Annotated in this window: 15 protein-coding genes and 1 pseudogene; 15 read left to right on the plus strand and 1 reads right to left on the minus strand. The window is 43.1% G+C overall.

All coding sequences use genetic code 11. From position 1 onward, the window contains the following. The 5 genes and pseudogenes from rimP to VN379_RS25155 all read left to right on the plus strand — a co-directional run. Positions 1-241 (plus strand): ribosome maturation factor RimP (rimP, locus tag VN379_RS10535; RefSeq protein ID WP_414714986.1); only part of this gene is annotated, 241 nt, incomplete at its 5' end. A 32-nt stretch (positions 242-273) separates the two neighbouring features. Beyond that, positions 274-1,353, plus strand: coding sequence for a transcription termination factor NusA (gene nusA, locus VN379_RS10540; protein ID WP_325533560.1), 1,080 nt, complete (start codon positions 274-276; stop codon positions 1,351-1,353). Further along, positions 1,350-1,613, plus strand: a complete 264-nt coding sequence (rnpM, locus tag VN379_RS10545; protein WP_414714987.1) for an RNase P modulator RnpM — start codon at positions 1,350-1,352, stop codon at positions 1,611-1,613. Before nusA ends, rnpM begins: the two co-directional genes overlap by 4 nt. Then, positions 1,610-1,915, plus strand: coding sequence for a L7Ae/L30e/S12e/Gadd45 family ribosomal protein (locus VN379_RS10550; protein ID WP_325533562.1), 306 nt, complete (start codon positions 1,610-1,612; stop codon positions 1,913-1,915). The genes rnpM and VN379_RS10550 overlap by 4 nt, the downstream gene beginning before the upstream one ends. Before the next feature lie 43 nt (positions 1,916-1,958). Next, positions 1,959-2,039 (plus strand): annotated as a pseudogene (locus VN379_RS25155) (translation initiation factor IF-2 N-terminal domain-containing protein); the annotation flags it as partial. A gap of 136 nt (positions 2,040-2,175) precedes the next feature. On the opposite strand, the gene VN379_RS10555 reads toward VN379_RS25155, so the two are convergent. Further along, positions 2,176-2,667 (minus strand): hypothetical protein, encoded by a 492-nt coding sequence (locus tag VN379_RS10555; protein ID WP_325533564.1) that lies wholly within the window; start codon positions 2,665-2,667, stop codon positions 2,176-2,178. A gap of 254 nt (positions 2,668-2,921) precedes the next feature. Between VN379_RS10555 and infB the strand changes: the two genes are divergently transcribed. The 10 genes from infB (at position 2,922) to VN379_RS10605 (ending at position 13,628) form a co-directional block, all read left to right on the plus strand. Continuing rightward, positions 2,922-4,676, plus strand: a complete 1,755-nt coding sequence (infB, locus tag VN379_RS10560; RefSeq protein ID WP_325533566.1) for a translation initiation factor IF-2 — start codon at positions 2,922-2,924, stop codon at positions 4,674-4,676. 29 nt (positions 4,677-4,705) lie between these two features. Next, positions 4,706-5,062, plus strand: coding sequence for a 30S ribosome-binding factor RbfA (rbfA, locus tag VN379_RS10565; RefSeq protein WP_325533568.1), 357 nt, complete (start codon positions 4,706-4,708; stop codon positions 5,060-5,062). Between the two features lie 2 nt (positions 5,063-5,064). After that, entirely contained in the window at positions 5,065-6,030 is a 966-nt protein-coding gene (locus VN379_RS10570; protein WP_325533569.1) for a bifunctional oligoribonuclease/PAP phosphatase NrnA, read from the plus strand. Continuing rightward, the gene (truB, locus tag VN379_RS10575) at positions 6,027-6,911 is read left to right on the plus strand and encodes a tRNA pseudouridine(55) synthase TruB (RefSeq protein ID WP_325533571.1); all 885 of its coding nucleotides are present in this window, start codon (positions 6,027-6,029) and stop codon (positions 6,909-6,911) included. Before VN379_RS10570 ends, truB begins: the two co-directional genes overlap by 4 nt. A gap of 45 nt (positions 6,912-6,956) precedes the next feature. Next, on the plus strand, positions 6,957-7,883 hold the full coding sequence (locus tag VN379_RS10580) for a bifunctional riboflavin kinase/FAD synthetase (protein WP_325533573.1): 927 nt from the start codon (positions 6,957-6,959) through the stop codon (positions 7,881-7,883). Between the two features lie 133 nt (positions 7,884-8,016). Then, on the plus strand, positions 8,017-8,286 hold the full coding sequence (gene rpsO / locus VN379_RS10585; protein WP_325524924.1) for a 30S ribosomal protein S15: 270 nt from the start codon (positions 8,017-8,019) through the stop codon (positions 8,284-8,286). Positions 8,287-8,421: 135 nt separating this feature from the next. Next, positions 8,422-10,533 carry a polyribonucleotide nucleotidyltransferase gene (locus tag VN379_RS10590; RefSeq protein WP_325533576.1) on the plus strand — a complete coding sequence of 704 codons (2,112 nt, stop codon included), beginning with the start codon at positions 8,422-8,424 and terminating at the stop codon, positions 10,531-10,533. 109 nt (positions 10,534-10,642) lie between these two features. Next, positions 10,643-11,365 carry a polysaccharide deacetylase family protein gene (locus tag VN379_RS10595; RefSeq protein ID WP_325533578.1) on the plus strand — a complete coding sequence of 241 codons (723 nt, stop codon included), beginning with the start codon at positions 10,643-10,645 and terminating at the stop codon, positions 11,363-11,365. Between the two features lie 124 nt (positions 11,366-11,489). Then, positions 11,490-12,725, plus strand: coding sequence for a glycosyl hydrolase family 18 protein (locus tag VN379_RS10600; RefSeq protein ID WP_325533580.1), 1,236 nt, complete (start codon positions 11,490-11,492; stop codon positions 12,723-12,725). A gap of 27 nt (positions 12,726-12,752) precedes the next feature. Then, entirely contained in the window at positions 12,753-13,628 is an 876-nt protein-coding gene (locus VN379_RS10605) for an N-acetylmuramoyl-L-alanine amidase (RefSeq protein ID WP_325533583.1), read from the plus strand. Positions 13,629-13,651: the final 23 nt, after the last annotated feature.

The raw sequence follows: 13,651 nt of genomic DNA on the forward strand, positions 1-13,651 counted from the left end.
TTCTTATCTCGAAGTTTCTTCGCCTGGTCTTGATCGTCCGCTAAAAAAAGAACGCGATTTTATTCGGCATGCTGGCGATAAAGTGGAAATAAAGACATATGAGCCAATCAATGGTCAGAAGCTATTAATAGGAAAACTGATTGGTTTGGCTGATGGCGATATTCATGTTGAGATTGATGGTCAGGCAGTGAACATTCCACGAGCGAAGGCTGCCCAAATCAGACTTCACATTGAGTTTTAAGCACTGAAAATTGAATAGGGGGTATATAATTAATGAATGCAGAATTTATGCAAGCATTTGAACAGCTAGGAAAAGAAAAGGGGATTGCACCTGAGGTACTGTTTGATGCAATCGAGGCTGCTTTAATTTCGGCATATAAACGTAATTTTGGCTCAGCTCAAAACGTACGGGTATCATTAGACCGGACTACCGGTGAAATACATGTATATGCACGAAAAAATGTTATACAAGAGGTCACTGATACACGTCTTGAATTGTCGCTTAATGAAGCTAAGGCAATTGATCCACGTTATGAGATTGATGATGTGGTTGAGCTTGAAGTTACACCGAAAAATTTTGGACGTATTGCAGCTCAAACAGCTAAACAGGTTGTAGTTCAAAGAATTAGGGAAGCTGAACGGGGAATGATCTACGAAGAGTTTTCCAATCGGGAAAGCGATATTGTGACAGGAATTGTCCAGCGTATCGAGCAAAAGAATGTATTTATTGATCTGGGTAAGGCTGAAGCCATTTTAGCACCGTCTGAACAGATCCCAGAAGAGACGTACAAACATGGTGATCGGTTGAAAAGTTATATCGTTGAAGTCAAGAAAACAACCAAAGGGCCGCAAATCCTGGTGTCTAGAACCCATCCAGGACTTTTGAAACGTTTGTTTGAATTGGAAGTCCCGGAGATTCATGATGGTGTTGTTGAAATAAAATCAGTAGCGCGTGAACCTGGTCTGCGATCGAAAATTGCAGTCTATTCTCGTGATGAAACAGTTGATCCTGTAGGATCATGTGTAGGCCATAAAGGGATGAGGGTACAGACTATTGTTAACGAGTTAAAAGGGGAAAAAATTGATATAGTCAAATGGAACGCCGATCCGGCTAAATATATAGCAAATGCATTAAGCCCCGCGAAGGTAGTTTCAGTAGAAGTTCAAGAAACAGAAAAGATGTCACGGGTAGTCGTTCCTGACTATCAACTGTCGTTGGCCATAGGCAAAGAAGGGCAGAATGCTCGTCTTGCTGCTAAGCTTACCGGCTGGAAGATTGATATCAAGAGTGAATCACAGGCTGCTCAATCACCCGCTTTTTCTCCAAGTCCTGTGTTGGAGGAAATGGTGTGAAACCAAAAAAAATTCCTCTCAGAATGTGTGTTGGCTGTCAAGAAATGAAATCAAAAAAGGAATTGCTGAGAGTTGTTAGGTCGCCAGAAGGGGAAGTTGTGCTTGACCCAACCGGGAAAAAAGCCGGCAGGGGTGCATATATGTGCCGTAGTGAGCAGTGTTTGACCAAAGCTTTTAAGGAAAAACGACTGGAAAGAGCTCTTAAACAGCAGATTGCTGAAGATGTTTATAATGCTCTTAGGGTTGGAATTATAGAATGAATGAGCAAAAGCTAATGTCACTTTTGGGCTTGGCTCAAAAAGCAGGTAAAGTAGTATCTGGCGATTTTGCCGTGCAGGGTGCTCTCAAATCAGGTAAAGCTAGACTGCTTATTATTGCTAAGGATGCATCTAACAGTACAAAAAAAGAATATCAATATCAGGCCGAATTCAGGAATATTGCCGTCTATTGTGCCTTGTCAAAAGACCAATTAGGCAATTCTATCGGAAAAGCGTTACGGGCCGCTGTGGTTATAACCGATGAAGGTTTTGTTAAATTAGTTGTTAAAGCTCTCGAAGAGTAAACGAAATGTTACCGTGGGAGAGAAAGAAAATGGGGGTGGATCAATGTCCAAATACAGAGTATATGAATTAGCCAAGGAATATAGTACTACCAGTAAAGTTATTATAGATATTTTAGGACGTCATAGTATTTCTGCCAAGAATCATATGAGCAGCGTGGATGATGATGCAAAGGTGGCAATTGAAAGAACTTTTGCCCGGAAGACAGGCGTGCCTGAACAAACGAATACTGTACGGGCTGCAAACCCTGTTCAGCAGATAGCTAGAAGCGAACAACGTGAAACACCACAGCCTGTAAAAGAGTTACATACTCCTGCTCCGGAGCCGCAGAACCGGCCAGGTTACAACAATCAGCAACAACCACCACAGAACCGGCCAGGTTACAGCAATCAGCAGCAACCACCACAGAACCGGCCAGGTTACAACAATCAGCAGCAACCACCACAGAACCGGCCAGGTTACAATAATCAGCAACAGCAGCCACAGAACCGGCCAGGTTATAATAATCAGCAGCAACAGCCACAGAACCGGCCAGGTTATAATAATCAGCAGCAACCACCACAGAACCGGCCAGGTTATAATAATCAACAGCAACCACCACAGAACCGGCCAGGTTATAATAATCAGCAGCAACAGCCGCAGAATCGGCCAGGTTATAATAATCAGCAGCAACAGCCGCAGAACCGGCCAGGTTATAATAATCAGCAACAATCACAGAACCGTCCAGCTTACAATAATCAGCAACAATCATCACAGAACCGTCCAGCTTACAATAATCAGCAACAGCGACCAACGCAACGTCCGGCTCAGAGTGGTACTGCAGGTCCCGAAAACAGACCGGCAGGACAGCAGAATTCGCAATTCCAGAATAATAATCGTCGACCAGCTAATAATAATGCGCGCAATAGCGGCAGCTCAGGCCCGGGAAATAGGAACTCACAACAACGTTCAAATCAACACAGACATCAGTCTGCTAGAACTCAGTCAGCACCACATGTTAAAGCTGAGATGCCTAAACCTAAGAACATTAAGATTGGTGAATCGATTACAGTCAAAGAACTTGCGGGTAAAATGGGCCGGGAAGCCGGTGAAATAATCAAGAAACTGATGATGTTGGGTACGATGGTTAACATCAATCAGGAAGTTGATTTTGATACTGCCAGTATTTTAGGCGGCGAATTCGGGGTTGCAGTAGAAGCGATTCCGCCTGAAGAAGATCCGACAGAAATTCCTGAAATTGAAGATGATGAGAAAGACTTGGTATATCGCCCACCAGTTGTAACTGTTATGGGGCATGTTGACCATGGCAAAACCTCACTCTTAGATTCTATCAGGCAAACTCATGTTACGTCCCAGGAAGCCGGCGGTATTACCCAACATATCGGTGCTTATCAAGTAATCTGTCAAGGCAAAAAAATTGTCTTTCTGGATACACCAGGGCATGAGGCTTTTACTGCCATGCGTGCCCGCGGCGCACAAGTGACTGATATTGCTATTCTGGTAGTCGCTGCCGATGACGGTGTTATGCCTCAGACTATAGAAGCTATTAATCACGCCAAATCGGCAAAAGTACCAATTATTGTTGCAATTAATAAAATGGACCGTCCAGGCGCAAATCCGGACCGGGTTAAGCAGCAGTTAGCTGAGCACCAGTTAATACCTGAAGATTGGGGTGGCGATACGATTATGGCGCCGGTGTCTGCCCATCAGAAAACAGGTATTAGCGAACTGCTGGAAATGATTTTATTAGTGGCTGAGATGCTTGACCTTAAAGCAAACCCCAATCGTCTTGCTTATGGAACAATTATTGAAGCTAAGCTTGATAAAGGCCGGGGGCCTGTATCAACTGTCCTGGTACAAAAAGGTACGCTGAGAATTGGTGATACGATTATTGCTGGAACAGCTTATGGTAAAGTTCGGGCAATGGTGAATGACCGAGGCGAGAAAGTGAAAAAGGCCGAACCGGCCACACCTGTAGAAGTACTTGGTTTGGCAGATGTACCGCAGGCAGGCGATACGCTGGTAGCTGTTGATGAACGGACAGCTAGAGCTGTGGCTGAAAAGCGGATTGCCAAAAAACGTACTGAAGAAATCAAGCAATCACAAAAAGTCTCTTTAGATGATTTATTCAAGCAAATTCAGGAAGGGAGTTTAAAGGACCTTAATATCGTTGTTAAGGCAGATGTTCAAGGTTCTATTGAGGCTCTCCGCCAGTCTCTGCTTAACATTAAAAATAAAGAAGTTAGAGTTAATATTGTCCATGCAGGTGTAGGTGCCATCAACGAATCTGATGTTATGTTAGCTGCTGCTTCAAATGCGCTTATCATCGGTTTCAACGTTCGTCCTGACGGTAATGCCCGCAAGGCTGCAGACAGTGAGAAGATTGACATTAGACTCTACCGGGTTATCTACGATGCCATTAACGATGTAGAAGCTGCAATTACCGGTATGTTGGCGCCCGAGTTTAAAGAAGTTATTTTAGGACGTGCAGAGGTACGTCAGGTAATCTCTGTTCCTAAAGCGGTTGTTGCTGGATCGTATGTACTTGAAGGAAAAATAACCAGTACTTCCCAAGTACGGCTTATTCGAAATGGTATTGTTGTCCATGAAGGAAAGCTGGAATCACTGCGCCGTTTTAAAGATGATGTTAAAGAGGTTGCTCAGAACTATGAATGTGGCGTAACTATTGAAAAGTTCCGCGATGTTAAAGAAGGCGATATTATTGAAGCCTTTACCATGGAAGAAGTTACCCCACGGGGTTAATCGTATGTTTATTTAGCGGAGGAATTACTATGGGACAATTGCGGGTAGAAAAAGTTCAGGAATTTATCAAACAAGAGATTAGTAAAATGATCTTGACTGAACTTAAAGATCCTCGTATTGGTTTCGTAACCGTTACCAGAGTGGAAGCTACGGGTGATTTACGCAGTGCTAAGGTATACATTAGCCTTATGGGCAGCGACGACCAAAAAGCCGAGACCTGGTCCGGACTTACGAAATCATTAGGTTATATGCGGGCCGAAATTGGTAAACGCATTCGAATGAGATTTGCTCCCGAATTGTCGCTGCATCTTGATGAAACACTGGAATATAGTGCGCGAATTCAGGAACTCATCCTAAAAATTAAGCAGGAAGAAGGCAATCAGTAACAGTGGAAGTATCTATTGCCCACAGTGCTAAGCTGTTAAGCGAGGCCAATAATATTATACTTACTGCTCACATCCACCCTGACGGTGACGCATTGGGATCACTGCTTGCGCTGAATGCATACCTCTCAGCCCAAGGAAAACAGGTTAAGATGCTGCTTGATGATGAAATCCCCCGAACCTTTAAATTTCTTTCTGACTGGGAAAAAATTGAGAAGCCAGATAGCTTGGAGATTGAAGCGGATTTGCTGGTAGTACTTGATGCCAGCGATTTGGAGCGAATCGGCAGGGTTCGTAATGCTGTTAAAGCACCTATACTAAATCTGGACCATCACATCTCCAACCTTAAGTTTGCTGACTATTGGTATGTGGATAGTCAAGCAGCGGCAACTGGAGAAATAATCTTAAAGCTGCTTAAAGAGGTGGATGCGAGTATTACAGCTAGTATGGCTACCGCGTTGTTTACAGCAATAGCGACTGACTGCGGTTTTTTCCGGTTTGCCAATACCTCCACAGAAACGCTTAAATTTGCCTCTGAATTGGTTGCTTTGGGTGCCAAGCCTCATATTATTTCTGAACACCTTGATACTAAACCGTTGGCTGTTATCGAAGTACTGCCTAAAGTCCTTGAAACATTGGAGATGGTCGATTGTCAAGGTGGACAGATCGCGGCATTAACCTTGAGACAAGAAATATTGACTAATCTCAGGGATGACACTGAAGGATTTATTAATTATCCACGGAACATTGAAGGTGTTGAAATTGCCATCATGTTTAAGGAAACGGATAATAGTATAAGAGTGAGTTTGCGTTCCAAAACGGTCGATGTTAGTAAGATCGCACTGATGTTTGGCGGCGGCGGTCATGCCCGGGCAGCCGGATGTACTGTATCGGAGCCGCTTAATAAGGCGAAAAGGCTAATCATAGAGGCAGCGAAAAAACAGTTGGCTAAAGGGTTTAGGATTGAATGATGCAGAGTGGTTTAATTAATGTTCTTAAACCCCCAGGTATGACATCCCATGATGTGGTTGCGTTTGTCCGGCGGCTATATAACATAAAGCGTGTTGGCCATGCCGGTACTTTGGATCCGGCAGCAGCTGGAGTTTTGCCGGTATTCATCGGCAATGCCACCAGGCTGGTTGAATACCTGGCTGATGCAGATAAAAGTTACCGGGCTGAGCTTACTTTCGGTTTTGCAACAGATACTGGGGATGATACGGGGCAGGTTATTAATAGTCAACCGTACACCAGGCCAAATTCTAACCAAATAAAGGAAGCGTTAGCTTCATTTATTGGTGAAACCGAGCAAATTCCGCCCATGTATTCCGCTATCAAAATTGGCGGAAAAAAGTTATATGAACTGGCCCGTGCAGGCCAAGTTGTTGAGCGAAAAGCACGTAAAATTATAATTGACGATCTCTCGCTTGTGACAGAATCCGAAACTGGTATTGTTTTTGATGTAACTTGTTCTAAGGGAACGTATATACGCACACTTTGTGCTGATATTGGCCACAGGTTAAACTGCCTGGCAGTAATGAGTTTTCTGGTCAGAACTCGGGTAGGGAGTTTCTGCTTAGAACAGACTGTAACACTTGAAGAAATTGCCGCTAATAAGGAACAGGCTATTCAAAATGCTGACAAGGTTCTTACTCATATACCGGCTATACTTTTATCAGAGCAAGAATCTCAAGCAGTAAAGAATGGGCGAAGCATCTGTTGCATGAGAAGCGGTGCTGATTTAGTAAAAATGTACGATTACCAGAAGAATTTCATCGGAATCGGTCGGGAAATATGTCAGAGTGAAGATCATACAACACTGACTCCAGTAAAAATTTTAAGTCCGGATCGGTAACGGTCCGGCTTCTTATATCGGCATCAATGAGGAGAACAGAATAGTATGAAAGTCTTTACCCGGATAGAAAACGTACGTCATCATCCTCCTGTCTATATCGCTTTAGGAACTTTTGATGGAATTCATATTGGACATCAGGCAATCATCGCGCGCGCTGTCGAACAGGCTAAAAGCAAGAATTGTTCCAGTGCGGTCTTTACTTTTAGCAATCATCCTCTTAACGTGATTGATGCTGCCCGCTGCCCGCCGCTTATTGTGACTAATCAGGAAAAAGTTGATCTTATTGCAGGCTTGGGTGTGGACATGTTGTTTAATGTTCCTTTTACTGCAGAACTCTTACGGCTCACTCCGCAAAGATTTCTGGAAAAGTTAGTAAATAATATTAACCTGAGGCATGTCATCGTAGGGGCAAATTTTACCTATGGACACCGTGGTGCTGGTACGCCAGCTTTGCTGACAACTTTTGGCTCTAAACACGGCTTTACTGTCGATGTAGTCGGTATGGTGGATGTGGATGGTGTGATTGTCAGCAGTACTATCATCAGGCAACTAGTTGCTGATGGTGCTGTCAAGCAGGCGGCAAATTTGCTTGGGCGGCCAGCGACTATAACTGGAAAAATTATTGAGGGTGATCAGCGAGGGCGGAAATTAGGTTTCCCTACAGCAAATTTAGCTATTCCAGAAGGCCTCTTAGTACCTGCTGATGGTGTTTATGCTGTTTATGTAAACGACGAACAGGGTGGAAAGTTTAATGGTGTTGCTAATATTGGTAATAACCCTACTTTTACCAGGCAAACTCGTCGTATAGAGGTGCATATTCTTAATTTTGACCGTATTATTTACGGACAGCAATTAAAAGTACAGTTTATTGAGCGAATTCGGGGCGAGATTGCTTTTACTTGTGTTAAGCAACTCAAGCAGCAAATGACGGCTGATATTGAATTTGCTCGAAAAAAATATTTTGTAAGTTAACAAGGTTTACAGATCATAGCTTTTATGGTAAATATATTTTAGTGATTTGATCACTATCTTAACCATAGCGAGGATAGTCGAGTCTCCGGCGATGTCTTGGCTAATGGGGATAAGTAACAAAAGGAGGTGAACCATCGTGTTGACACCTGAAAACAAACAAAAACTGATTGAAAAATATCGTGTACACTTAAATGACACCGGATCTCCTGAAGTTCAGATTGCTATTCTTACTGAACGGATAAATTATCTGACTGAACATTTAAGAGAACACAAAAAAGACCATCATTCCCGTCGTGGTCTATTGAAAATGGTTGGTCAACGCAGAGGTCTCTTGAACTATCTGCGTGAAAGCGAGATTGAGCGCTATCGTACAATCTTGGAAAAACTTAACCTGAGAAAATAATAAAAAAGCGGTTTATCCGCTTTTTTTATTTATTTTCCAGGTTAAAGAAAAATAAAAAAGGGAATAATAAGAAAAATGTCGAACAGTTAATCTTTGCTAAAAGAAAAGGGGTTTATCAGAGGAGGAAAACAAAATATGGAAAAATTCCAAATGGAATTAGGTGGCCGAACCCTGGTCATTGAATCAGGTAAAATGGCCAAGCAAGCTAGCGGGGCTGTGCTGGTGCGATATGGTGATACTGCTGTATTGGTAGCTGCAACCCAGTCGGCTGAGCCTCGGCAAGGCATTGACTTTTTTCCCTTAACAGTTGATTATGAAGAGCGTTTATATTCAGTAGGTAAAATTCCTGGTGGCTTTATCAAACGGGAAGGACGCCCGAGTGAAGCCGCTATTTTAGCTGGTCGCTTAATCGATCGGCCTATTCGGCCGCTATTTGCTGATGGCCTGCGTAACGATGTCCATGTCGTAGCCACGGTAATGTCAGTAGATCAGGATAATCCCCCTGATATTGCGGCCATGATTGGTGCATCTTGCGCCCTGGGTGTTTCCGACATTGTTTTTAATGGGCCTATCGGCGGCGTGCGGGTTGGGTTACTGGATAATCAGCTTGTTTTGAACCCTACTGTAGCGCAGCAAGAGAAAAGTGATCTTAACTTAGTAGTGGCAGGTACCAAAGATGCCATTTTGATGGTTGAAGCAGGCGCCAACGAGTTATCGGAAGAGACCATGCTTGAAGCTATTTTATTTGGTCATGCGGCAATTAAAGAAATTGTTGCTTTTCAAGAGGATATTATTGCAAAAATTGGCAAACCCAAGAAAGAGAAACCACTATACGAGGTTCCAACCGAAATTGATGTAGCTATGCGAGACCACATAACTACTGACTTAAAAGTCGCTGTAGCCAATCCAGATAAGCTTCAGCGTGAAGAGAATATTAAACAGGTTAAGAGTGCTGCTATTACGCATTTCCTTTCAATATATCCTGATAAAGAAAAAGATATCAATTACATGTTTCAAAAGATACTCAAAGAGATTGTTCGCAAAATGATTACTGTAGATAAGATTCGCCCTGATGGCCGTAAGATTGACGAAGTAAGACCGATTACTTGTGAGGTAGGCCTTTTGGCACGTACTCATGGTTCAGGCTTGTTTACTCGCGGTCAAACTCAAGTTTTTACTATTACTACTCTCGGTGCTATCGGGGATGAGCAGATTCTTGATGGTCTTGGTGTTGAGGAATCAAAACGCTACATGCATCATTACAACTTCCCGTCATATAGCGTAGGCGAGACCAGACCTTCACGCGGACCAGGCCGCCGTGAAATAGGCCATGGGGCTTTAGCTGAGCGCGCGCTTTTGGCTGTCATTCCTTCAGAAATTGAGTTCCCGTACACTATTCGCTTAGTATCAGAAGTAATTGAGTCCAATGGTTCAACCTCTATGGGCAGCGTTTGTGGCAGCACATTATCCCTTATGGATGCAGGTGTACCGATTAAATCACCGGTAGCGGGCGTTGCTATGGGTTTGGTCAAAGATGGTGATCATCATACAATCCTGACTGACATTCAAGGCATGGAAGATGCGCTTGGCGATATGGACTTTAAGGTTGCTGGTACTGCTCAAGGCGTGACTGCGATGCAGATGGACATGAAAATTTCTGGCATCACCAAAGAGATTTTTGTAGATGCCTTGGCTCAGGCTAAGCGTGGTCGTATGCATATTATGGGCAAGATGCTTGAGGTTATCACCGAGCCTAGAAAAGAGTTATCACCTTTTGCACCACGAATTATTACCATGGAAATTGATCCGGATAAAATTCGGGATGTTATTGGACCAGGTGGCAAAACAATTAAAAAGATTATTGAAGAAACCGGAGTTACCATTGACATTGAGGATGATGGTAAGGTATTTATTGCCGCTGTTGATGTTGCGGCTGGTCAAAAAGCCGTACGTATTATCGAAACGTTGGTGCGCAGTGTAGAAGTTGGCACTACATATACCGGCAAGGTCACTCGCTTAATGAATTTTGGCGCATTTGTTGAAATTCTTCCAGGAAAAGAAGGGCTTGTACACATTTCCCAACTGGCACGTGAACGTGTTGCCAAAGTGGAAGATGTTGTTAAAGTAGGCGATGAAATTATGGTTAAAGTAACTGAAATTGACCGCCAAGGCCGCATTAACCTGTCAAGGAAGGAACTGCTAAAAGCAGAACCACGCGAAACTAATCCTGAGGGAACAGAACAATAATAAAACATCCAGGGGACTTGGCTGAAGCCAAGTCTTTTTTATTTTGCTCATAAATAACTGCTAACTCTAATACACTGTACATGTAAGTAGCTGGCAGGAGTTGATTAATATGCAGTGTAAAATATTAGTAGTAGGAAAAATTCGCTATTGGTACGTGTATTTTGCTATTGGTGTTTTTATGACAGTGGCTATGTTATCAGGTAATCTCCAGCCGCTGGTAGCTACTAATGAGCTTCCGTCAGTACCGCCACCTATTTTTCAGGGCAATTTATCTCAGCCCCAGGTAGCGTTGGCCTGCAACGTCTTCTGGGGTGAGGAATATCTTCCTGCTATGCTCAAAACTCTTGATGAGAATAATATTCATATTACTTTTTTTATTGGAGGAAGCTGGGCTAATCGGTATCCCGAGGTACTTAAAGATATCGCTAATCGAGGACACGAATTGGGCAACCATACCTATAGTCACCCTCATCCCAATAATTTGAGCAAAGAAAAAAATAAAGAACAGATTATAAAGGCGGAAGAACTTGTAACAAATATTACGGGAATAAAAACTAACCTATATGCGCCGCCATACGGTGAATACAATAACACAGTGCTTCTGGCTGCGCAGGAGCTAAATTATACTACTATTATGTGGAGTATTGATACTGTTGATTGGAAACGGCCGCCGCCTGAGGTTCTTAAAGAACGGGTGCTGAAAAAACTTCATAATGGGGCTATTATCTTAATGCATCCAACGGCGCCTACTGCTCAGGCTCTGCCTGATCTTATCGCTGAAATTAAAAAACGGGGATATACGATTACTACGGTATCTGATATACTTAAATAACAAAAATAGGCAGGTTAAAACCTGCTTTTTTTATTGCAAAAATCGAGTAAATGTGATAGTATAATGTTTACATAAAAGGTAGCATGTAATTATCACGCTCAGCTGCTGGAATGGAGGTTGATCTATGAGCAAGTATAAAAATTTAACATCCTGGTTAGTAATAATGGTTTTCATGATAACTTTCATGCTGCCTATTACGCCGGTGCATGCTTTTTCATTATCTGATCTGTTAGGACAACCCAGTAGCCCTAGTGAATCTGGTGATGCCACTGGTATGAGCACCGGTAAAGGTATGGTAGATATTTTGCTGGGGTTGTTCATGGGCAAGTTTCTGGGGAATGCCTTTAGCACTCCTGCCAATGAGACCGGAAAAGACAGTCCGGCCAGTGGTTTAATGAATGCTGCACAGAAAGAATTGGTAGGCTTTTATGCTGAATGGTGGGGAGCAGATACCTCTTCTTATAATTCTATGCTGAAGAATGCTGATGCAATTAAAACAATTGCACCATTTTGGGCTACAATGCAGGCTGACGGCACAGTTACCGACCGTGGTGGCAATGATCACTCCGCGGTGGTTCAAAGTGCCCATCAGAAAAATATAACAGTACTGCTTTTGGTGAATAACGCCAAACAAGATGGCGATACCCTGCCAGTTCATACTGTATTATCAAATCCGGAACTTAGAGCTAAAGCAATCCAAAACTTTGAGGCTTATATTAAGAAATATGATCTTGATGGCATTAACATCGACTTTGAAATGGTGCCTGCCGAAGATCGCGATAACCTGACCGCGTTTATGCGCGAGCTGTATGCCCGCCTAAAACCTCAGGGATATATCGTGTCACTTGATGTTTTCCCGAAACAGGATGAAAACAATGATGTGGCCGCTGCTTACGACTATGCAGAACTTAGCAAGTATGCCGATAAAATCATGATTATGACCTATGATAACCACGGCACATGGAGCGGCCCAGGCGCAATTGCAGATATTGGCTGGGTAGAAAATAACCTAAAATATGCATTGAAGTTTATTCCTAAAAACAAACTTTTTCTTGGTCTCGCGGCATATGGGTATGACTGGTCATCTCAAGGTGTTCAGTCGTTAGAGTTCCCGGCGATTATGGATCTGGCTCAACGTTATGGTAAAGAAGTGCAATGGGATGAAGCCTCTAAATCTCCAAATTTTAGCTATACCGCAGCTGATGGTACCGCTCATACAGTTTGGTTTGAAAATAGCGAGAGTTTGAAGTACAAGCTGGCGCTGCTTACCAAGTATGATATTGCTGGTGCCGCCATGTGGAAACTTGGCGAAGAGGATCCGGCATCCTGGCCGGTACTGCGGGACAAGTTCCGCAAATAGTAAAAATATCGACATAGGAGGTTTGCTGTGTATAACAAAAAAAAATTGACAATTCTGCTGCTTCTTATGCTGGTTATTAATATACTAGGCCCAGTGCAAGTAAGCCATGCTGCAACTATAGACAATGTAATTGGCACTTTAGCAGCTTCGAGTGTCCCCTCAACTGATGGGGGAGCAAATGCATTTGACAAGCTGTTTAGCTTATTATTTGATAAAATTCTTGGCCCGATATTGAATATTTTCGGTGGCGGTAAAGCTACCACTACTTCACCCAATAATCCAATAAAAGTAACACCGCTGCCATCTGAAGAAGGAAGCTCAGGTAGTACCGACAGCGGCGTATTACGAGGAAAAATTATTGTTGTTGACCCGGGCCATGGTGGCAGCAATCCCGGTGCTGTAGATAATGGAACCAGGGAAACTGATAATAACTTGGCTGTAAGCTTAAAATTACGGGACAAGCTGGTTAACGCCGGTGCCAAAGTAGTTATGACCCGGGAAACTGACCGGACTGTGGCCCCTGAAGGCAGTTCATTAGGTCAGGAACTAGCTGCGCGGGTAGATATCGCTGAAGCAAACAATGCGGATATGTTCATTAGCGTTCATTCAAACTCTAACCCTGACCCGTCAATTTACGGGGCTATGACATTCTTCCCTGATGGTAAGTCGTCTAAATTAGCTCTTGCAGTGCAAGATAATATTATTAGAGAAACCGGAGCTGTAGATAAAGGCACTTCATCTGCTACTTTCTATGTTTTGCGTAACACTACAATGCCTAGCATTTTAGTGGAGATGGGTTTTGTTACCAACGCAGATGAAGCCCGTAAGCTACAAGAGGATAACTACCGGAATAAAATGGCTCAGGGTATTTTTAACGGGGCGATAAATTACTTCAATAATTAAGTGAGTAAAACTTGTTTAAAAAC

Source organism: Sporomusa sp. (genome assembly GCF_035561255.1).
Lineage (GTDB): Bacteria > Bacillota > Negativicutes > Sporomusales > Sporomusaceae > Sporomusa.

Bases quoted from the DNA above. Each gene is read 5' to 3' on its own strand.
- nusA (WP_325533560.1), top strand. From the start codon at position 274: ATGAATGCAGAATTTATGCAAGCATTTGAACAGCTAGGAAAAGAAAAG.
- VN379_RS10550 (WP_325533562.1), top strand. From the start codon at position 1,610: ATGAATGAGCAAAAGCTAATGTCACTTTTGGGCTTGGCTCAAAAAGCA.
- infB (WP_325533566.1), top strand. From the start codon at position 2,922: ATGCCTAAACCTAAGAACATTAAGATTGGTGAATCGATTACAGTCAAA.
- rbfA (WP_325533568.1), top strand. From the start codon at position 4,706: ATGGGACAATTGCGGGTAGAAAAAGTTCAGGAATTTATCAAACAAGAG.
- truB (WP_325533571.1), top strand. From the start codon at position 6,027: ATGATGCAGAGTGGTTTAATTAATGTTCTTAAACCCCCAGGTATGACA.
- VN379_RS10580 (WP_325533573.1), top strand. From the start codon at position 6,957: ATGAAAGTCTTTACCCGGATAGAAAACGTACGTCATCATCCTCCTGTC.
- VN379_RS10590 (WP_325533576.1), top strand. From the start codon at position 8,422: ATGGAAAAATTCCAAATGGAATTAGGTGGCCGAACCCTGGTCATTGAA.
- VN379_RS10595 (WP_325533578.1), top strand. From the start codon at position 10,643: ATGCAGTGTAAAATATTAGTAGTAGGAAAAATTCGCTATTGGTACGTG.
- VN379_RS10600 (WP_325533580.1), top strand. From the start codon at position 11,490: ATGAGCAAGTATAAAAATTTAACATCCTGGTTAGTAATAATGGTTTTC.